The sequence below is a fragment of the Rhodococcus sp. Leaf278 genome (genome assembly GCF_001426085.1).
Taxonomy (GTDB): domain Bacteria; phylum Actinomycetota; class Actinomycetes; order Mycobacteriales; family Mycobacteriaceae; genus Rhodococcoides.
Map to the genome: position 1 here is coordinate 132,329 of NZ_LMRR01000001.1, position 20,472 is coordinate 152,800.

17 protein-coding genes are annotated in these 20,472 nt (G+C 64.0%); 15 read left to right on the top strand and 2 right to left on the bottom strand.

From position 1 onward, the window contains the following. Nucleotides 1-16: 16 nt before the first annotated feature. From ASG84_RS00685 to ASG84_RS00700, 4 genes are all read left to right on the top strand, one after another. Nucleotides 17-1,519 carry an ABC transporter ATP-binding protein gene (locus tag ASG84_RS00685; RefSeq protein WP_057475135.1) on the top strand — a complete coding sequence of 501 codons (1,503 nt, stop codon included), beginning with the start codon at nucleotides 17-19 and terminating at the stop codon, nucleotides 1,517-1,519. Beyond that, a complete protein-coding gene (locus ASG84_RS00690) occupies nucleotides 1,503-2,732 on the top strand; it encodes an ABC transporter permease (RefSeq protein ID WP_235581475.1) in 1,230 nt (409 codons plus the stop codon). Before ASG84_RS00685 ends, ASG84_RS00690 begins: the two co-directional genes overlap by 17 nt. Continuing rightward, nucleotides 2,729-3,997, top strand: a complete 1,269-nt coding sequence (locus ASG84_RS00695; RefSeq protein ID WP_057475137.1) for an ABC transporter permease — start codon at nucleotides 2,729-2,731, stop codon at nucleotides 3,995-3,997. Before ASG84_RS00690 ends, ASG84_RS00695 begins: the two co-directional genes overlap by 4 nt. 99 nt (nucleotides 3,998-4,096) lie before the next feature. Next, nucleotides 4,097-5,686 carry an AMP-binding protein gene (locus tag ASG84_RS00700; protein ID WP_057475138.1) on the top strand — a complete coding sequence of 530 codons (1,590 nt, stop codon included), beginning with the start codon at nucleotides 4,097-4,099 and terminating at the stop codon, nucleotides 5,684-5,686. A gap of 93 nt (nucleotides 5,687-5,779) precedes the next feature. On the opposite strand, the gene ASG84_RS00705 is transcribed toward ASG84_RS00700, so the two are convergent. Together ASG84_RS00705 and ASG84_RS00710 are read right to left on the bottom strand one after the other, a co-directional pair. Further along, nucleotides 5,780-6,745: a glucosyl-3-phosphoglycerate synthase gene (locus ASG84_RS00705; protein ID WP_057475480.1), complete on the bottom strand. Its 966-nt coding sequence runs from the start codon at nucleotides 6,743-6,745 to the stop codon at nucleotides 5,780-5,782. Nucleotides 6,746-6,778: 33 nt separating this feature from the next. Beyond that, entirely contained in the window at nucleotides 6,779-7,801 is a 1,023-nt protein-coding gene (locus ASG84_RS00710) for an alpha/beta hydrolase (RefSeq protein ID WP_057475139.1), read from the bottom strand. Between the two features lie 261 nt (nucleotides 7,802-8,062). On the opposite strand from ASG84_RS00710, the gene ASG84_RS00715 reads away from it, so the two are divergent. The 11 genes from ASG84_RS00715 (at nucleotide 8,063) to ASG84_RS00765 (ending at nucleotide 20,471) form a co-directional block, all read left to right on the top strand. Then, nucleotides 8,063-9,511 carry a condensation domain-containing protein gene (locus ASG84_RS00715; RefSeq protein WP_057475140.1) on the top strand — a complete coding sequence of 483 codons (1,449 nt, stop codon included), beginning with the start codon at nucleotides 8,063-8,065 and terminating at the stop codon, nucleotides 9,509-9,511. Next, nucleotides 9,508-10,959, top strand: a complete 1,452-nt coding sequence (locus ASG84_RS00720; protein ID WP_057475141.1) for an MFS transporter — start codon at nucleotides 9,508-9,510, stop codon at nucleotides 10,957-10,959. The genes ASG84_RS00715 and ASG84_RS00720 overlap by 4 nt, the downstream gene beginning before the upstream one ends. A gap of 104 nt (nucleotides 10,960-11,063) precedes the next feature. Further along, a complete protein-coding gene (locus ASG84_RS00725; RefSeq protein ID WP_057475142.1) occupies nucleotides 11,064-12,272 on the top strand; it encodes a lipase family protein in 1,209 nt (402 codons plus the stop codon). Further along, nucleotides 12,269-14,035: a CocE/NonD family hydrolase gene (locus ASG84_RS00730; protein WP_057475143.1), complete on the top strand. Its 1,767-nt coding sequence runs from the start codon at nucleotides 12,269-12,271 to the stop codon at nucleotides 14,033-14,035. The genes ASG84_RS00725 and ASG84_RS00730 overlap by 4 nt, the downstream gene beginning before the upstream one ends. Before the next feature lie 35 nt (nucleotides 14,036-14,070). Then, the gene (locus ASG84_RS00735) at nucleotides 14,071-15,270 is read left to right on the top strand and encodes a lipase family protein (RefSeq protein WP_442970895.1); all 1,200 of its coding nucleotides are present in this window, start codon (nucleotides 14,071-14,073) and stop codon (nucleotides 15,268-15,270) included. Between the two features lie 167 nt (nucleotides 15,271-15,437). After that, nucleotides 15,438-15,971: a DUF3558 domain-containing protein gene (locus ASG84_RS00740; RefSeq protein ID WP_156399332.1), complete on the top strand. Its 534-nt coding sequence runs from the start codon at nucleotides 15,438-15,440 to the stop codon at nucleotides 15,969-15,971. Nucleotides 15,972-15,983: 12 nt separating this feature from the next. Continuing rightward, the gene (locus tag ASG84_RS00745; RefSeq protein WP_082520710.1) at nucleotides 15,984-16,385 is read left to right on the top strand and encodes a hypothetical protein; all 402 of its coding nucleotides are present in this window, start codon (nucleotides 15,984-15,986) and stop codon (nucleotides 16,383-16,385) included. Between the two features lie 155 nt (nucleotides 16,386-16,540). Further along, entirely contained in the window at nucleotides 16,541-17,707 is a 1,167-nt protein-coding gene (locus tag ASG84_RS00750; protein WP_057475146.1) for a low temperature requirement protein A, read from the top strand. 12 nt (nucleotides 17,708-17,719) lie between these two features. Beyond that, complete coding sequence (locus tag ASG84_RS00755) at nucleotides 17,720-18,475, top strand: phosphoglyceromutase (RefSeq protein ID WP_032380367.1); 756 nt, start codon at nucleotides 17,720-17,722, stop codon at nucleotides 18,473-18,475. Nucleotides 18,476-18,612: 137 nt separating this feature from the next. Then, nucleotides 18,613-19,785 (top strand): sensor histidine kinase, encoded by a 1,173-nt coding sequence (locus ASG84_RS00760; protein WP_057475147.1) that lies wholly within the window; start codon nucleotides 18,613-18,615, stop codon nucleotides 19,783-19,785. Next, a complete protein-coding gene (locus ASG84_RS00765; RefSeq protein WP_057475148.1) occupies nucleotides 19,782-20,471 on the top strand; it encodes a response regulator transcription factor in 690 nt (229 codons plus the stop codon). The genes ASG84_RS00760 and ASG84_RS00765 overlap by 4 nt, the downstream gene beginning before the upstream one ends. Nucleotide 20,472: the final 1 nt, after the last annotated feature.

Sequence of the window (20,472 nt, forward strand, 5' to 3'; positions counted from 1 at the left end):
GCGGTCGTAAAGGGATATGAAGCTCGAACTTCGCGGTATCACCAAACGATTCGGCTCGTTGATCGCCAACGACCACATCGATCTGAGTGTCGAATCCGGCGAGATCCACTGCCTCCTCGGCGAGAACGGTGCAGGCAAGTCCACGTTGATGAACGTGCTCAGTGGCCTGTATCGCGCCGAGGAGGGCCAGATTCTGCTCGACGACGTGGACCAGAATTTCGCCGGACCGGGCGAGGCGATGACCGCCGGCATCGGCATGGTGCATCAGCACTTCATGCTGATTCCGGTGTTCACCGTGGCCGAGAACATCGTGCTCGGTAACGAAACCACCTCGCTCGGTGGACGACTCGATCTCGTGGCAGCACGAAAGCTGGTACGAGAGATCTCCGCGAGGTTCGGCTTCGATCTCGATCCCGATGCTCTCGTCGACGACCTACCCGTCGGCGTGCAGCAGCGGGTGGAGATCGTCAAAGCACTGTCTCGTGAGGCCAAGGTGCTCGTGTTCGACGAGCCGACGGCAGTCCTGACGCCACAGGAAACCGATGATCTGATGAGGATCATGCGCGAGCTCGCGGCGTCGGGCACCACCATCGTCTTCATCACCCACAAGCTGCGCGAAGTACGCGAAGTGGCCGACAAGATCACCGTCATCCGGCTCGGCAAGGTCGTCGGCGAAGCGCAGCCGACCGCCAGCAACACCGAACTCGCGGCCATGATGGTGGGACGCGATGTGCAGCTGACCGTCTCGAAGGATCCCGCCGCTCCGGGAGCAGCAGCGCTGGTCGTCGAGAACTTGTCGGTGTTCGACGCCCAGGGCAACAAGACCGTCGACGACGTCAGCCTCGAGGTCGCGGCAGGGGAGATTCTCGCCGTCGCCGGAGTGCAGGGCAACGGTCAGACCGAATTCGTCGAGGCTCTGCTCGGGTTGCAGGACAACGTATCCGGAAAGATCAGCCTCGACGGTCGTTCGCTGGTCGGATCGACGGTGCAGGACGTGCTCGACGCCGGAGTCGGCTTCGTGCCGGAGGACCGTACCGTCGACGGATTGGTGGGGGAGTTCTCGATCGCCGAGAACCTGATGCTCGATCGCTCGAACAGCATGCCGTTCGTGCGGCGAGGAGCAGTCCAGCGTGACTACCTGGAGAAGTTCGCATCGGAGAAGCTGACCGAATTCGATGTGCGGGCACCGGGAATCGGGACCGCCGTCGGACGCCTGTCCGGTGGTAACCAGCAGAAGGTGGTGCTCGCACGCGAATTGAGCCGCGATCTGCGGCTGTTCGTCGCGGCCCAGCCGACTCGCGGAATCGACGTCGGGTCGATCGAATTCGTGCACAAGCGCATCGTCGCCACTCGGGATTCGGGGATCCCGGTCATCGTGGTGTCGAGCGAACTGGATGAGGTCTCCGCACTGGCCGACCGCATCGCCGTCATGTATCGAGGAGCAATCGTGGGAATCGTCCCCGGGGATACGTCCCGCGAAACACTCGGCTTGATGATGGGCGGTGAGCGTGGTGAATAGCGCCGAGCAACCCTCGAAGTCGCATGTGGTGCTTCGGCAGATCTTCACCGGCAGTGCCATCATCTCGGTTCTCGCAGTACTGCTCGCACTGATCGTCGGTGCCGTACTCATCGCCGCGACCAATACCGGTGTTCAGGAGTCGGCAGGCTACTTCTTCTCGCGCCCCTCGGACATGCTGAAGGCCATCTGGGATTCCGTTGCCGGGGCGTACTCGTCGTTGTTCCAGGGCTCGGTGTACAACTTCCGTCGACCCGGGTTCGAGAACGGCATCCGCCCGCTGACCGAGACTCTGACGTTCGCCACTCCCTTGATCGTCGCGGGACTCGGTGTGGCCCTTGCCTTCCGCGTCGGCATGTTCAACATCGGTGGTCGTGGCCAGATGCTCATCGCCGCGGCGTGTGCAGGCTGGGTCGGATTCGGAGTCAGCCTGCCCGCCGGCATCCATCTGCTGGTGGCCGTCGTCGCAGGCGTTGTCGGCGGCGCGGTCTGGGGTGGCATCGCCGGATTCCTCAAGGCCCGCACCGGTGCCCACGAGGTGATCGTCACGATCATGCTCAATTACATTGCGTTCTACTTCATTTCGTACCTCCTGCGTACCCCCGGCGCGCTACAGGCACCGGGATCGAACAATCCCAAGACGGCCCCCATCGAATCCACCGCCGTGTTCCCGAAACTCTTCGGCGACAAGTACAATCTGCACCTCGGGTTCGTGCTGGTCATCCTCGTGACCGTCGCGGTGTGGTGGCTGCTCGAGCGATCGAGCCTCGGATTTCGTTTCCGCGCCGTGGGCGAGAACCCGCACGCGTCACGCGTCGCCGGAATGAACGTCAACCGCATCTACCTGTACGCGATGATCCTGTCCGGAGCTCTCGTCGGCCTGGCCGGAGTTGCCCAGGTGCTCGGTACGGTCACCACCGGCTTCAGCGCCGACATCGACGCCGGCATCGGATTCGACGCCATCACCGTCGCTCTGCTCGGCCGATCGAAACCGTGGGGCGTGTTCTTCGCGGGAATCCTGTTCGGTGCGTTCAAGGCCGGCGGGTTCGCCATGCAAGCGGCCGAGGGCGTACCCATCGACATCGTGCTCGTCGTGCAGTCGGTGATCGTGCTGTTCATCGCTGCGCCGCCACTGGTGCGAGCGGTGTTCCGATTACCGAAACCAGGCGAAGAGAAGCTCGCGAAAGCCGAGACCGCGAAGGTCGGTGCACTGTGACCACCTCCGTCGACGCCCCCGCCGGGGTAGTACTCGGCCGCAGCTGGAAAGTGCCGTCGATCCTCGGGGTCGTGACGCTGCTCGCTCTGGTGCTGTTCGTGGTCCGAAAGGGCTCGGGCACCAGTACATTCGCGCTGGCCTCGGAGGGTGACTTCTTCGCACTGCCCGCCGTCGGCGTGCCGTCGTACGGCACCGGCCTGGTCGTGGTCGTACTGCTGGCCGTCATCACCGGCTACGCGGCGCTGCTGGCGACGCGGTACCGCTCGACGCCGCTGTGGTTGCTCGCCGTGTTCGCGGTGCTGTTCGTGTTCGGATTCCTTGCGTGGGCCGCCGACGGAGAGACCATCCCGGTGCCCGGATTGCTCATCGGCGCAGTCGCTTTGAGCACACCGCTCATCTTCGGTGCCATGGGCGGAGTGATCTCCGAGCGCGTCGGTGTCATCAACATCGCCATCGAGGGTCAGCTGCTGGCCGGTGCGTTCGTCAGCGCCGTCGTCGCGTCGATCACCGGTTCGACCTATGTCGCGTTGCTCGCGGCTCTGGTCGCCGGCGCACTGACCGCATCCCTGCTGGCGGTGTTCTCGATTCGCTACTTCGTCAATCAGGTCATCGTCGGTGTGGTGCTCAACGTGCTGGTCGTCGGACTGACCAGCTTCCTGTACTCGGTGGTGCTCACCAAGAACGCCGAGACGCTGAATTCGCCACCGCGCTTCGCGCGCATCGACATTCCGGTGCTCTCGCAGATTCCGATCCTCGGTCCGGTGCTGTTTCGACAGACACTGATCGTCTATCTGATGTACATCGCCGTGGCCCTGGTGTTCTTCGGTCTGTTCCGTACCAAGTGGGGTCTGCGACTACGTGCCGTCGGTGAGCATCCGCAAGCCGCCGACACCGTGGGAATCAACGTTGCCCGGACGCGTTTCTGGAACGTCTGTCTCGCCGGTGCCATCGCCGGGCTCGGCGGTGCGTACTTCACGCTCGGGTCCGTCGGAGCCTTCGGCAAGGAAATGACTGCCGGTGCCGGCTACATCGCACTCGCAGCGGTCATCTTCGGACGGTGGGACCCGGTGCGTGCCACATTGGCCGCACTGCTGTTCGGATTCGCGTCGAATCTGCAGAATGTGCTGGGCATCATCGGGTCTCCGGTGCCGAGCGAATTCATGTTGATGCTGCCCTACGTGGTGACCATCTTCGCCGTCGCGGGTCTGGTGGGTCATGTTCGAGGACCGGCCGCGGCGGGCAAACCGTATGCGTCCCGAAGTTAGCGCCCGCCCTACCTGACTCAGCGGTAGGGTCGCTGTCCGATGTGACCGCTTTCACTGTAAGGTTCGGTCATTGTTGCCGCAGTTTTTCGAAGGAGAGCCATGAGCTTCCGCAGTCCCTTTCCCGACGTCGAGATCCCGAATCTCAGCGTCTACGACTTCCTGTTCGGCTCCATCGCCGAGTCCGATCTCGACAAGCCGGCGCTCATCGACGGCACGTCGGGTGACGTCACCACCTACAAGACGCTGATCGGCCAGGTCGACGCCATTGCAGGTGCGCTCGCCGCGCGCGGACTCGAGGTCGGCGACGTCGTCGGACTGCATTCGCCCAACGTCCCCGCGTTCGCGTCGGTGCTGCACGGCATCCTGCGCGCAGGCGGAACCGCGACGACGATCAACGCCCTGTACACGGCCGAGGACATCGCCAAGCAGCTCACCGGCTCGGGCGCGAAGTTCCTGTTCACCGTCTCGCCGTTGTACCCGCAGGCGAAAGCGGCCGCGGACAAGGTAGGCATCGACGCCGATCACGTCATCGTGCTCGACGGTGCCGAGGGCCACCCGAATCTGCGCGATCTTCTGACCCAGGGCGCGCCTGCCCCCGAGGTCTCGTTCGATCCGGCCACACACGTCGCCGTACTGCCGTACTCCTCCGGTACGACGGGTGTGCCGAAGGGCGTCATCCTCACTCACCGCAATCTCGTCGCGAATGTCGCACAGATGGAACCGCGGGTGGGCATCGACAGCGACGACGCGATCCTGGCGCTGCTGCCGTTCTTCCACATCTACGGCCTGACGGTGCTGCTCAACATCGCGCTGAAGTTGCGTGCGCATCTGGTGACGATGCCGAAGTTCGACCTCGTCGAGTTCCTTCGCATCATTCAGGACCAGAAGCTGACGTACCTGTTCATCGCCCCGCCGGTGGCCGTCGCGCTCGCCAAGCATCCGATGATCGATCAGTACGACCTGTCCAGCGTGCACACCATCTTCTCGGGCGCGGCCCCGCTGGACGAGGAACTCGGCAAGGCCGTCGCCCGCCGCCTGAACACGCGCGTGCGTCAGGGATACGGCATGAGTGAGCTCAGCCCGGTCAGCCACGCGATCCCGTTCGATCGCGACGACATGCCGCTGAGCTCGGTGGGCCAGCCACTGGCCAACACCGAGAACAAGCTCGTCGACCCGGGCACGCTCGAGGAGATCGACCTGCCCACAGAGGGATTGAGCAAGCCCGGCGAGCTGTGGGTCAAGGGACCGAACGTGATGGCGGGATACCTCAACAACCCCACCGCCACCGCCGAGACCCTCGACTCCGACGGCTACCTGCACACCGGCGACATCGCCGTCGCGGACCACGAGGGCGTCGTCTACATCGTCGACCGCCTCAAGGAACTGATCAAGTACAAGGGCTACCAGGTGCCCCCCGCCGAGCTCGAGGCTCTGCTGCTGACGCACGAGGAAATCGCCGACGCTGCTGTCATCGGTGTTCTGGATGACGAGGGCGAAGAAATCCCCAAGGCATTCGTTGTCCTCCAGCAGGGTGCCACGATCGACGAGGAGGGCGTGATCGCCTTCGTCGCCGAGCGCGTCTCCCCGCACAAGAAGGTGCGACGCGTCGAATTCATCGACACGGTGCCGAAGTCGGCGGCGGGCAAGATCCTCCGTAAGGATCTGCGCGCGGCGGAGGCGGGTAAATAGGTTTCTGTTCCACGACAACACCCTGTCCCACGCGCTGTGGGGCGGGGTGTTTGTCGTTGTGGCGCTACGTTTTACGAGGTGTGCCGTGGCGGGTCAGGCGGGTGCACTCATGGCTGGGCGTCGCGTGAGGCGGTTGTAGTCTTCGACGGTGATCAGCGGTGGGCGGTCGACCGAGGACAGCGGTGCCACACTCATCGAGAGCTGAGATCCCGTGGTCGAGAAGGTGGTGAAACCGGCACCGGAGTCGCTCAGTCCCAACCGCGAGAACATGGTGGCGATGATCTGGCGACTCATGACGGCCAGCTCGGAGGTCGGCCGATTGCGATGGCGGCGCGTACCGAGTCCGACCTGACCGATAGTGCCCGCACCCGAACGGTGATACGTATCGAGCAGCAGTCCGATCTCGACGCCGTAACCCGGGGCGAAGGGCAGAGATTCCAGCAATTGGCGGGTGGCGGCGTACTCGCCGCCCAGCGGCTGGAAGACGCCGGCCAGCTCCGGGCGCAATGCCGTCAGCAGGGGCCGCACCGTCAACTGGGTGACGCGTCCGCCGCCGTCCTCGTCGGTGCTGTCGCCGATCGTGAGCGGCCGACGGTAGAAGCCTTTGACCAGTTCGACGCCCTCGTGCATGAGCAGCGGGCCGACGAGCGACGGCACGAAGTGCGAGCCCGGCTCGACCAGATCCGAGTCGACGAACACCACGATGTCGCCCGAGGTGGCCGCTACTCCTCGCCACAGGACTTCTCCCTTTCCGCCGACGACGGGTAGGCCTGGGAGCACCTCTTCCCTGGAGACGACCGTGGCTCCGGCCGCGCGCGCCCGAACAGCCGTACGGTCGGTCGATCCAGAATCGAGGACGACCACTTCGTCGATGAGACTTCCCAGATGGGGAGTCATGGAGGCAATGACGTCCGCGACGGTGTCCTCCTCGTCGAGGGCGGGAAGGACGACCGAGATAGTTCGCCCGCGTTTTGCCGCGATGATGTCGGCGAGCGGCCACGGCGAACGGGCCCAGGTTGCGGCAAGAGCAGGAGTGCCCACGGTGTCGGTTCGGCTCATCGAGTTTCCTTCGTCATCGCTGGAAGTCACGGCTCAGGAGGTACCGGTCGGCAATCCCATCGACGGCGCGATCACCGACCACGAGTCGTGCAGGTCTTGTTGCCAATAGGCCCACGAATGGGTTCCGTTGGGGCGGAAGTTGTAGGTGGCAGGGATGTTCAGCTCCTGCAAGCGCTGCTTCATCTGATGCGAACACGAATCGGTGGTCGCCTCGATGACGGCACCGACGGCAACCTGCTGGGCGAGCTTGCCGTAGTCACTACCGATGCCGGGCGCGCCGGGGACATCGAACGCGCCGGGTGCTCCCGTTCCGCTCGAGATGTACACCGCGACTCCGCGCAGGCCTTCGGCGTGGACGTACGGGTCGTTGTCCATCCAGGCGGCAGAACCGGGGGGACCCCACATGTTCGCGGTGGATCCACCGCCGCGCGCCTCGACCACGGACCTGACGTACATCTCGCCGACCGGGTCACTGGTTCGTGCACATCCGCTGTACGAGGCCACGGAGCGGTACACGGACGGGTGGGCGATGGCCAACTGCAGAACCGACGTCCCGGCCATCGAGATACCTGCGACCGAATTGACGCCGTTGCTCTCGAGCACTGCGTTCATCAACGGCGGCAGTTCGAGACCGAGAAACGTGGACCACTTGTTTCGGCCCAGCACCGGGTCGTCGTGCAACCAGTCGGTGTAGTAGCTCGCGGCGCCACCCCGTGGTACCACCACGTTGACGTTCTTGTCACCGAAGAAGCCCGCGATGTCGGTCTGATCGAACCAGCTGCTGCCGCCGTCGCCGCCGGCTGCGCCGTTGAGCAGGTAGAGGGTCGGTGCACCGGGTTCCACGGCTCGAAAGATGTCGACGACGATATCGCGGTCCATCGCCGCCGAATGCACGTGCACGATGTCGCGGCGTTCCCCGTTTCCTTCGATTCCGACGACCGACGACGCTGTCTCGGCACTTGCCACTGGTGCTGTGCCCGACGTGAGAACAACGACGGTCGCAAGCACACTCAGGGCCGAAACGGTCGCATCACGCAGGCGGTATCGGTCGATCATCTACCGTTCCTGACATCGTTGGGGCAGCGCGGAGCCTGGTTCTCGGTCTGCGCGATGAGTGTCCGACGTTAGAGCGATTGTCTGGCCTCCACCACAATCTTGACGATCATTCAGTTCTGACACAGATATCCCGGGCATTTTTGTCGTTTCTCCAAAATGCCGCGCTGTGGGGTGTTGTCCGTCTCGCTCGAATGATGCACTGGCCCCTCCGACGCACCCCACTGCGTTGCGTCGTATCTCTCCCTCTCGAAAGGTTGTGTCGTGGTTGCATTCGGACTCATCGACGAGTGGACGCCCGCTCCGGGACCACTCACCACGTGGTCACCTACCGACGCCTCGCGGGGCGCTGCCGCTGTAGCACCCGTTCATCCGGCACGTCCGTCCCACATACAGCAGGCGTACCTCGAGGCCGCGTTCCGCAATCGAGGATCGTCGTTTCGCTTTTCCAGGCTGTGCCTCGTCACGTTCCGCATCGAAGGAAAATTGGACAGCGCGGCCATGGGGCAAGCGTTCAATACGTTTGTCAAGCGCCATGATTCGTTCTCGAGCTGGTTCGAGACCACGGCGGCCGGATCGGTGCGCCACGTCGTCGACGTCGACGACATCGTGCTCGAGCCGACCGACTTCGGTGTGCCCGCGAGTGCGGACGATATCCGCCGCCACGTGCAGGACACCACTCCGGGTCCGGAGAGTTGGGACTGTTTCTCCTTCGGAACGATCGAGCACGACGACCATTTCGTGGTGTACGCAGCCGTCGATCACCTCGACACCGACGGTATTTCGCAGGCGCTGACGTACTACGAACTGGGACAGCTCTATCGCAACGCGGTGACCGGGGAGTCGAACGGACTGTTCACCCCGGGCAGCTACATCGAGTACTGCCGGCGCGAGCGCACCGAGAGCGACACCACGACCCTGGACTCCCCGGCTGTCCAGACCTGGATCGATCTGGTGACCGACAACGGTGGCGATCTTCCGACGTTCCCACTTCCGTTGGGGCGCAACAGTGTCGACTACACCAGGACGTCGCACAATTCGTTCCCGCTGTTCGACGGCGCGAAGGCCCAGGCCGTCGACGCGGCATGCGCGGGAGTGGGAGCCAAATTCATCGGAGGCATCTTCGCTGCGGCGGCGTTGGCGGAATACGAGTTGGCCGGCCGAGACACCTACCTGGGTCTGACGCCGAAGAGCACCCGGTCGTTGCCGGGCGAATTCGTCTCGGTCGGTTGGTTTTCGAGCCTCGTTCCCGTGCAGTTCGAAGTGGGCTCGCAGCCGACATTTCTGACCCTGGCAGTCCGGGCTCAGCAGGCCTTCGATTCCGGCAAACTGCTGGCGAACACCTCCTACCATCGAGTTCTCGAACTGGTCGGTCCGGAACACGGAATCACCACGCAACCGGGCTGGACCGCTCCGATGATCTCGTACGTCGACGTCCGAAAGCTGCCCGGCGAAGCCGAACTCGACGCGGCCGGGGCCGGCTTGTACGGAAACCGAGGTAGCTCGGAAGAAGTCTTCATGTGGATCAATCGATTCGAAGATCACACCGGCGTCGAATTTCTGTACCCGGGAACGGACGAGGCCGATCGGTCGATCGACCTCTACTTCGCCAAGATCTTCGAGATCTTCACTGCCGTGGTCGAATCGGGCGACTACGCACCGCAGCTCCCCGATGCGAGCACGCTCGAGCTTCCGGACGTCAGCAGGGTATGACAAAACGACACAGCGGCTCGTGGCTGACGCTGTGCGCCTGTTTGCTGGCCGTGTCGATGCAGATGATCGACGTCACGGCCGTCACCGTTGCGCTGCCCACGATCGCCCGAGACCTCGACGCGACCGGTGCACAGCAGGTCTGGGTACCAGCGGCGTACCTTCTGGCGTTTGCGTGCGCGCTCCTCACGATGGCGAGAGCAGGTGAGGTGTTCGGGCGCAGAAACACGTTCGTCGTCGGCACGGCACTGTTCGCGTCGACGTCGGTGTTGTGCGCGTACGCGCCCAGCATCGAGCTGCTGATCTGCGGTCGTGTCCTGCAAGGGATTGCGGGCGCGGCCATGTCGGCCCAGACCGTGGCCATCGTGACCGCAACCTACTCCGGGTCACGGCGTACCACTGCATTCGCCTTGTACGGCGGCACGGCAGGGCTCGCAGGTCTGGCCGGACCGGCAATCGGCGCGGTCCTACTTCACCTCGACATCCTCGGAACAGGATGGCGCGCACTATTTTTGGTCAACGTTCCGATTTCGATTGCCGCAATCGTCCTTGCTCGGCGATATGTCTCCGCGGGTTCCGGGCACGCGCTGTCGGCCGGCCTCTTCGATCCCATCGGGGTTGCCCTGTGGTCGATCGGTGCCGTGTCGATCGTGTACCCCATCGTGACGAGCTCGCGCCCGATGGACGCGGTACCCGCGCTCGGCATCGGCTTGGTTCTGTTGGTCCTGTTCGCGATGTGGGAACGGCACAGAACCGCGGCGGGTGCACACGTGATGGTCGATACCCGAGTCTTCGCCGAGCGGGGGTTCGCGTACGGATGCGTCGTCTCGGCGCTGGTGTACGGCACCTTCACCGGATTCGTGCTGACGATGTCGGTGACGTTGCAGACCGGACTGGGAGACAGTGCGACGACGGTGGGAGCCATCACGATTCCTTTTGCTCTCGGAGCCATCGTGGCGTCCTTGGCCGCGCCGATAGCGTTCCGCCGCTGGGACTCTCGCGTGGTGGCAGGAGGTGCAGCGACGATGGGCGCATCTCTGTTCGTCCTCGGTAGCGCCGTCGATTACCTCGATCGCCCCGGCTTTCCGTGGCCGATGACCGTCCCGCTGATTCTGGTCGGCGCCGGCCTCGGATCGGTGATCGCTCCGCTGCAGAGCACCATCGTGGCCCGGGTGACACCGGACGCCATCGGTTCCGCGTCGGGGATCATGCCGACGGTCCAGCAGGTCGGGTCGGCCGTGGGTACTGCGGTCGCCGGTGCCGTGTATTTCGCGTTGCTTCCCGTACAGGCCGCGGCACCGGATCATCTGGCCGCGCAGCAAACGGTGCTGTTCGGGCTCGCAGCGACGATGGCCGTGGCCACCGCTGTCGCTATGGCACTGCCGCCCGGCATCCGAGTCACCGCCGAGAGCGTCCACAAGCCTTTGACAGCAACCCGGAGGTCACCGTGACCGCCGGGCCCCCGAACGACAAGTTCCGATCCGAACATCGACGTGAGACTTCCCCGGTCCGAAGACTGGCCCGGGCCCAATGGAAATCGAGAAGAGCTTTCATCATGCGCCGCACCCTCTTGACCCTGACGACCGTCGTCGGGCTGATGTCGATGCTGTTCGTCGCCGCGCCACACGCATCTGCCGCGCCGACCGACCCGGCACCGGTCCCCGGGACGCTCTACGCGTCGGTACCGGATCTGTCCGGTTTCGCGAACGGTGATGTCGTTGCGAACAGGCGGTTTTCGAGTCCCCTGTACCCCGGGGCCGACATCTGGCAGCTCCAGTACCGATCCTCCGACTCCAGGGGCGACGCGATCGCCGCTGTGACCACAGTTCTCGCGCCGGCGAACCGCACACCCGGTGGGCCTCTGCTGTCCTATCAGCCGTTCGTCAACGCGCTCGGGTTGCAGTGCGCGCCGTCGGAATCGCTGTTCGGGGCCGATCCGACGACCGGTGTTCAGGAGCGTGAATTCCTCAACCTGGCCCTGATGCGTGGCTGGTCGGTCACAATTCCGGACCACCTCGGTCCCAAAAGTGCCTATGGCGCAGCCAAGCTCGGTGGTCAGATCACCCTCGACGGCATTCGTGCCGCGCAGCGTGTCCCCGAGCTCGGGCTGTCGGCCGGTCCGGTCGGAATGGCCGGATATTCGGGCGGCGGAATGGCGACGGCGTGGGCCGCAGCGCTCGCTCCGAGCTACGCACCCGAGCTGAATATCGTCGGTGCCGCTGCCGGAGGAGTGCCGGCCGATCTGGACAACATCGCCCGCGCGCTGGGCTTCCAACCGCACCAGGCATTCGGGCTCGCGTTTGCCGCGGCTCTCGGACTCGAACGCGAGTACCCCGACCGTCTACCGATCACGGCTCAGCTCAATCCCACCGGTCTGGCGTTGAAGGATCAGGTCTCGAATGCGTGCACACCGGTGATCCTCGCTACCGGAGCCTTCAAGAGTGCACTGGCGGTCTCGACCACCACGTCGTTGGTGGACAGTCCGGAGGCGCAGCAGATCATCGACGAGAACAGCCTGGTCAAGTACTCCGGTGTGCCGACTGCACCCACGTTTCTGTGGGGAAGCGACAACGATCCCTTGATTCCGATCGGGGCCCTGCGTGACACCGCTGCGCGATACTGCGCGAGTGGCGCGACGCTGCAATTCGACGTCGTACATGCCCCGCAGCACATTCAGGCGGCGTTCGAGGGTCTTCCTGCCGCGCTTACATTCCTGGACAACAGGTTTCGGGGTGTCGCACCGCCGACGAACTGCGTCCGATGAAGTTGTTCTCGACGGTCGTCGGTGTCACCGCGACCGCTCTGGTCGTGGCCGCCGCGCCTGCTCATGCCGCGGACCTTCCGGTGTTGGCTCCGCAATCGTTCGGCGACTTCTCGGTGCAGACTCGATATTTCGACGTCGCGGTGGGTCCGGATCGGGATCAACACTGCACCGTGGTGGGCGACATCTACGTCCCGACCGCTCTGGGACCGAACAACCGGGCCCCGGCCATCCTGACCAGCAACGGGTTCGGCGGATCCAAGGACGACCAAGCGGGTGCCGCGGCGAGATTCGCGACCCACGGTTACGTAGTTCTATCGTACTCCGCCTTGGGTTTCGGTGGCTCGACGTGCAAGATATTTTTCGCCGATCCCGATTACGACGGCATGGCGGCGTCGGACCTCATCGGGTACCTTGCCGGTGACAGCGAAGGCGTGTTCACCGACGCCGCGCTCTCCGTCGAAGCCCCTGTTCTGGATGTGGTCAGCCTCGATGCTCCGCAGGACCCCCGCGTCGGCTATCTCGGTGGTTCCTACGCCGGCGCAACGGGATTGGCGGCAGCTTCGGTGGATTCTCGACTCGATACCGTCGCATCGATGATCACGTGGAACGACCTGGCTCGTTCGCTGGCCCCGGACGGAGCCGGGCGTAGGTCGGTCGGCCCGGTCAAGAGCGTGTTCGGTTCGGCTTTTCTGGCGGCCGGTGCCATTCTCACCGGCCCGGGCGGGTACGCAGCCGATCCGGCGCGGGCACAGGGGTGCCCGAACTACGCCCAGTGGGTGTGCGACGCCGCATCCGCCTTCGCTGCCAATCGCGAACCGGACCCGGGAACGCTGGCGGCGATGCGTCACGTCTCACCCGTGGACTATCTCGATCGAGTGGACGTTCCGGTTCTGCTCACGCAGGGCCAGAAGGATTCACTGTTCAGCCTCGACGAAGCAGCCGCAACGTTCGAGACTCTGCGGGCGCGCGGAGTGGAGACGTCGATGGTCTGGCACTCGTGGGGGCACAACGATCGGAAAGGTTATCCGGGAGAATTCGACATCAAGGCCCCCGACCCGTTCAATCAGCACGAAGCGGCACTGGTGGGCAATTGGCTCGACCGACACCTCAAGGATCGTGACGTCGACCCGGGGCCGGCATTCACCTACTTCCGGGACTGGGTGCCCTACAGCGGTGTCGCGTCGCCGGCCTACGAGGAATCGGACACATTTCCTGTTGGTGCCAGACGCACATTCGCAGTGGCAGACGGCACGTTGTCCGAGGGTGTTGCCACGAACGATGCTTGGACGCAGACGATTCGGGATGCGGGTTCGCCGGTGCACACCACAGTGGGGCTACCGAACATCGCCGCAGAGGTTCCCGTTCCTCGGGTCTCGCTACCAGGTTCCGCAGCGACCTGGACAACCGCGCCGCTGGCCGAACCGGTCGACGTCGTCGGCGCTCCCGAGCTGTCCATCAGCCCCACGACGTCCGGGCCTGCGACGGTCTTCGTCACCGTGCTGGACATCGCACCCAACGGTGCACGGAGTCCCATTCACGGGCTCGTTGCACCCGCCGTCCTCACCGGATCCGCAGAACCGGTGACGATCTCGCTCCCCAGCATCGTCCATCGATTCGACCGCGGCCATCGCATCGGCGTCGACATCACCGCGTCCGATCCGTCCTTCGCCGGTGGACCCGGCCCGGCGGACGTCACCTTCTCCTCGACGGATCCGATCAACCAATTCTCCTTGCCCACAGTGCCCATGAACACAGTGCCGTGACACTTCGATTTGCTTACTCCGAAAGGCTCGCCGTGATCCGAAAACTTTTTGCCCTGGCTTCCATTCTGGTGGCGCTCTGCGCGTCCCTGTTCGCAACGGGCGCAACAGCTTCGGCTGCTCCTGCGCCGACTGCCCCCGATCCTGACGTCTTCTATGCGGCACCGGCCGACATTGCCGATCACGCACCGGGTGACATCCTCGCCAGCCGTCGCGCCGACGCCTGGATGTACCCCAACACCGACATCTGGCAGCTCAAGTACCGGTCGACCAACTCCGCCGGTGCTCCCGTTGCTGCGGTGACCACCGTGCTGATGCCGCGAGGTAGAGGTGCGGGAACGCCGCTCGTGTCGTATCAGGCTGTCATCAATGCTCTGGGCGTCAAATGCGCACCGTCGCACGGTCTATTCACGTACGAGATCGGTGAGTCTCCGAGCCTGTACGTCGGCATGGTCGCGCGCGGATGGGCGGTGGCGGTGCCCGATTACCTCGGACCGACCGGTGCTTACGGCGCTGCCGAGTACGAAGGTCGGTTGACTCTCGACGGTGTTCGCGCCGTGCAGAACTTCGAGCAGTTGCCGCTGAAGGACAGCCCCGTCGCTCTGCTGGGCTACTCCGGCGGTGCGCTGGCAACATCATGGGCCGGTGCCATGGCACCCACCTACGCCCCCGAGCTGAACATCGTGGCCAGCGTGCACGGTGGAACGCCCGCCGACCTGGGATTGATCGCAAAGAACCTGGGCTACAGCGCGATTCCGCACCCCGCTTTCGGTATGGCACTCGCGGCGTCGCTGGGACTGGAGCGCGAATACCCGACCGAGTTCCCCGTCTCGGAGAACTTGAATGCGGCGGGCCTGGCACTACGAGATCGCGTCAGCAACGAATGCCGGCGCCCCATCATCATCGGCGGAGCGTTCAAGAGCGCGAGAGATCTGTCCAAAGTCGACATCGCATCGCTGCCCTCTGCGCAGGCCGTATTGAAGAAGAACAGTCTCGTCGACTACGAAGGCGTCCCCACGGCGCCGGTGTACATCTGGCACGGCATCAACGACTTCATCACCCCGTTCGCGCCGGTGAAGGAGACGGTCGATCGCTACTGCGCAGCGGGTGCCACCGTTCAGTTCCGGGCTTACCCGTTGGCGGAGCACTTCAGTGGTTCGCTGGTCGGATTGCCCGAGGCCTACGCCTACGTGGACGCACGATTCCGAGGTGAGCCGGCACCGTCGAATTGCGGTTGATCACCTGTCGGTGGTGTCCTCACACCCTTTTTGTCGACTGCGCGCCCTTGCTCCGAAGTGAGCGGGGGCGCGCAGTCGGTAGTAGGGGTGTGAGGTCGCCGTGGAACCGGGCCGATGTACGCCGCGTCCAACCAGGTGTGAGTGCAACGCGGTGCTGGGTGACGGGTGTGGCCGGCGTGATGGTGCTGGTCGCCGGATGTGGTGAATCGACGACGGATGCGCGGGCGGCTGAGCCGCCGACGTCGGCGATTGCTGCGCCGATCGCGGCTGAGCCCTGGGATCCGTGCACCATCCCGGACAGTGCCGTCGAGGCGGCGGGATTGGATGTGGGGAGCAAGACGTCGACGTTGGTCGGAGACAGGCCGATCTCCACCGATTGGATGATCTGCTCCTGGAGGAACCCCGATCCAGGTTCCTGGTACTTCCTCGGAGTGTTCTCCTCGGACCACGATCTCGCGTACCTGAAAGGAAACGATCAGTTCGGCGAGTTTGCCGAAGTCGACAACGCTGGTGCCGTGCAGTTTCGGCGAACCGCCAATTACGACGAGGTCAGCTGTGGTGTCGCGTACGAAGTGGTCGGGGGGATCGTCTACTTCATTCTCGACGGGCGTGCTTCACGCGAGCCGCAGGGCGATCCATGTGTTGAGGTCGAGCGGGTTGGAAGAGCGCTCCGCCCGTTGTTACCACCATCGAGCCGATAGTGAGGAGCTGCTGTGGAATCAGGGCCGAATGAACTTGGGGCTGCGATGCTGACCTGGCGGGGATTGGCTGCGCAGGCTGATTCGGGACAGCTGCAAATCCCGGAGGGCGTCGCGTCTCAGTGCGACAAAGTGTGCGCAGATTACGTCTTGCACCTCGAGTTGATGCTGGAGAAGACGAAGTGGTTGGTCGACACGGACGCATATGGCACTCTTCCGTCAGCACAGATGTTGGGTGCGAAGTTCAAGCGACTGGCCGATGGCGAACAAGGCTCGGCCGCTGTTGTCATCCGTCAGCACATCGAGGTCATCGAATTGATGAGCTCTGTTTTTCGCCGTTATTTCGTCGAAACCGACGCTGTCGACCAGAGTGTCGGAGCTCGGATCGGCGGTATCGGATCAGCTCTGGGGGAGTAGGCCCGCAACCTCACACCCTTTTTCTCGACCTCCCACCCCTGTTATGCCCTGAACCCCGGCGCGCGGTCGGCAAAAAGGGTGTGAGGTCCCGCAACTAATCGCCCTGCATGACTTAGTCTGCGTTCGTGAATCTCTCCACTGGGCGTCTGGTGCCGATGCGGCCGCGTGATCCGAACGAACCACATCGTGCAGCGAGTCCGCTCGAATTGTTCTTCGACCTCGTGTTCGTCGTGGCCGTGAGTATCGCTGCGGTGGAGCTCCATCACGCGCTCACCGAGAACCACGTTGCCGACGGTCTGCTCAGCTACGCGCTCGTGTTCTTCGCCATCTGGTGGGCGTGGATGAACTTCACGTGGTTCGCCACGTCCTTCGATACCGACGACTGGCTGTATCGGACGTTGACCGTCGTACAGATGGCTGGTGTGCTGGTGCTCGCCGCCGGAGTCGAATCGGCGTTCGTGGACAAGAACTTTGCGATCGTGGTGCTCGGCTACGTCGTGATGCGCGTGGCCATGGTGACGCAGTGGGTTCGAGCGTCTCGGTCGAGTGAGTACAGGAAGACTGCACTGTCGTACGCGATAGGCATTGCGGGAGTGCAGGTTCTGTGGATTCTCTGGCTGCTGCTGTTCGACGGCACGGTGGCCGTCGTCCTGTTCTTCGTCCTGGCAGCTGCGGAGATGTCGGTTCCATTGATCGCCGAACGCAGTCGCTCGACGCCATGGCATCCGCACCACATCACCGAGCGCTACGGGCTGTTCACGCTGATTCTGCTCGGCGAAAGTCTGCTTGCATCGGCCAACGCCATCATCGAAGCGCTGCACGACGAGACCGCCCTGGCACCGTTGGTCTCGATTTCCGTCCTCACCCTCGTCGTCACCGCGAGCCTGTGGTGGATCTACTTCTGGCCGCCGCATCACCGGGCTATCGGAAAGTTCGGCAACTCGCTGATCTACGGCTACGCGCACTACTTCATCTTCGCGGCCGCAGGCGCGTTCTCGGCCGGCATCGAGGTGGAGATCGATGTGCTCACCGAACACAGCAAGCTGGGCGACGTCGCCGCCTCGTTCACCGTCACGGTTCCGATCGCGATATTCGTCCTCGGAGTCTGGCTGATCGCCATCCGAGCCCACGCGGACCGCGTCGTCAACATCGCAGTTCCGGCAGGCGCACTACTCGTGCTGTTCGACCCCGTCATTCCCATCCCGATCACTCTCACCGCCGTCGTCATGATCGTGGTCGTCGGCGCGCTCGTCGCACGCAGGCCACTCGACCCCCCAGAGTTAGGTCGTTCCGCAGGCTCCACTCCCCAGAGTGGAACATGAGAAACTGATCGCATGAGTATCGGAACCCTGATTCTGCTCCGCCACGGCGAGAGCGAATGGAACGCGTCCAACCAGTTCACCGGCTGGGTCGACGTGCGACTGACCGAGAAGGGGGAGGCCGAGGGCAAGCGCGCCGGCCAGCTCCTCGCCGAGGCGGGTGTACTGCCCGACCTGCTGTACACCTCGCTGCTGCGTCGCGCGATCAGCACCGCGAACCTCGCGCTCGACGCGGCCGACCGCCACTGGATTCCCGTCGTACGCGACTGGCGTCTGAACGAACGGCACTACGGCGCGCTGCAGGGCTTGAACAAGGCCGAGACCAAGGACAAGTACGGCAACGAGCAGTTCATGCTGTGGCGTCGTAGCTACGACACCCCGCCGCCCGCCATCGAGGTCGGCAGCGAGTTCAGCCAGGATGCAGATCCCCGATACGCCGATCTGGACAGCGTTCCGTTGACAGAATGCCTCGCCGACGTCGTCGAGCGGCTGATCCCGTACTTCGAGGAGACGATCGTCGCCGACCTGAAGGCAGGCAAGACCGTGCTCGTCGCCGCGCACGGCAACTCACTGCGCGCGCTCGTGAAGTACCTCGACGAGATCTCCGACGCGGACATCGCCGAACTGAACATTCCCACCGGCATCCCACTGCAGTACGACCTCACCGAGGTCGACGGGAAGCTGAAGCCCACCAACCCGGGCGGCACCTACCTCGATCCGGAAGCAGCGGCCGCAGGTGCGGCTGCCGTGGCAAACCAGGGTGGTAAGTAACTCCACCGCGCACAAACCGGCAGTTTGTCGAAACTGCAGGTGAACGAACGAAGAACACTGCCGACGAGGACTATGACGACCAGGGAAATGCCTGCACCCTGCGTATGTGAGCTGTCCATCGAACGTACGATTCCGGTGTGAGTGTCGCATCGGCCGTACTACTGGCAATTGCCGCGGCCTTCGTGGGATACCTCGTCGGCGGTGTTCTTATTCCGTACCTCAACACTCGGCACTCGGAGCGTCGCCGCGCCACGTCCGGCTTGACGATGTCGCAGGTACTGGACCTGATCGTGCTCGCGTCGGAGAGCGGCATCGCCGTCGTCGATCAGTTTCACGACGTCGTGCTGTCGAATCCGCGGGCCGAGGAGCTCGGTTTGGTGCGTAACCGTTCCATCGACGAACGCGCCTGGGCGGCCGCGACTAAGGTGCTGTCCGACGGGAATCCCGTCGAAGTCGATCTCAGCTCCAAAGCCCCGCGACCGGGACGCGACAAGATCGCCGTCCGTTGCGTCGCGCGCCTGCTCAGCAAAGAAGACCGACGTTTTGTGGTGCTCTTCGCCGACGACGATTCCGAGCAGGTGCGAATGGAAGCCACGCGTCGCGACTTCGTGGCCAACGTCAGTCACGAACTCAAGACACCGGTCGGTGCGATGAGTCTGCTGGCCGAGGCGCTTCTCGAATCCGCCGACGATCCGGATTCCGTTCGGCACTTCGGTGGCAAGGTCGTCGCCGAATCCAAACGCCTGGGCAACATGGTGACCGAGCTGATTGCGCTGTCGCGTCTGCAGGGGGCCGAGAAGCTGCCCGACCTGGAAGTCGTCGACGTCGACACCGTCGTCAACGAGGCCATGGACCGCTCCAAGCTCGCCGCCGAGAACGCCGGGATCTCCGTCACTACCGATCACCCGAGCGGACTCGAAGTACTCGGCGACCAAGCGCTACTGGTGACCGCGCTCGCCAACCTCATCCAGAACGCGATCGCCTACTCGTCCAACGGCTCACCAGTCTCGGTCAGTCGGGCACTGCGCGGCTCGAACGTCGCGTTCGCCGTCACCGATCGCGGAATCGGTATCGCCAAAGCGGACCAGGAACGCGTTTTCGAGAGATTCTTCCGCGTCGACAAAGCTCGGTCGCGGGCCACCGGCGGCACGGGCCTCGGCCTGGCCATCGCCAAACACGTCGCAGCCAACCACAACGGCAGCATCTCGTTGTGGAGCAAGCTGGGCACCGGATCCACCTTCACCCTCCAGATCCCCGCGTACTTCGAAGAAGAAGACGACGCTGCGGTTACAGAAAGAGAGAATCAGTGACCAACGTTCTGATCGTGGAAGACGAAGAGTCGTTGGCCGATCCACTGGCCTTCCTGCTCCGCAAAGAAGGGTTCGACGCCACCGTCGTCGGCGACGGACCATCGGCCCTGGCCGAATTCGACCGCGCCGGAGCGGACATCGTGCTGCTCGATCTCATGCTCCCCGGGATGAGCGGCACCGATGTGTGCAAGCAATTGCGTTCGCGCTCAGGCGTTCCCGTCATCATGGTGACCGCACGCGACAGCGAGATCGACAAGGTGGTCGGGCTCGAACTGGGAGCGGACGACTATGTCACCAAGCCGTACTCGGCACGCGAGCTCATCGCGCGTATTCGCGCCGTTCTCCGCCGCGGCAGTGACGCCGAGGTCGACGGCGGAGTCGACACCGGAGTGCTCGAAGCCGGCCCGGTGCGAATGGACGTCGAACGACATGTGGTGATGGTGGGATCCGAGCAGATCACGTTGCCGCTCAAGGAATTCGACCTGCTCGAGTACCTACTGCGTAACTCGGGTCGAGTGCTCACCCGCGGACAGTTGATCGACCGGGTGTGGGGAGCCGACTACGTGGGTGACACCAAGACGCTGGACGTGCACGTGAAGCGACTGCGCTCGAAGATCGAGGCAGACCCGGCCAAGCCCGAGCATCTCGTCACCGTGCGGGGTCTGGGCTACAAGCTCGAGGGGTAGA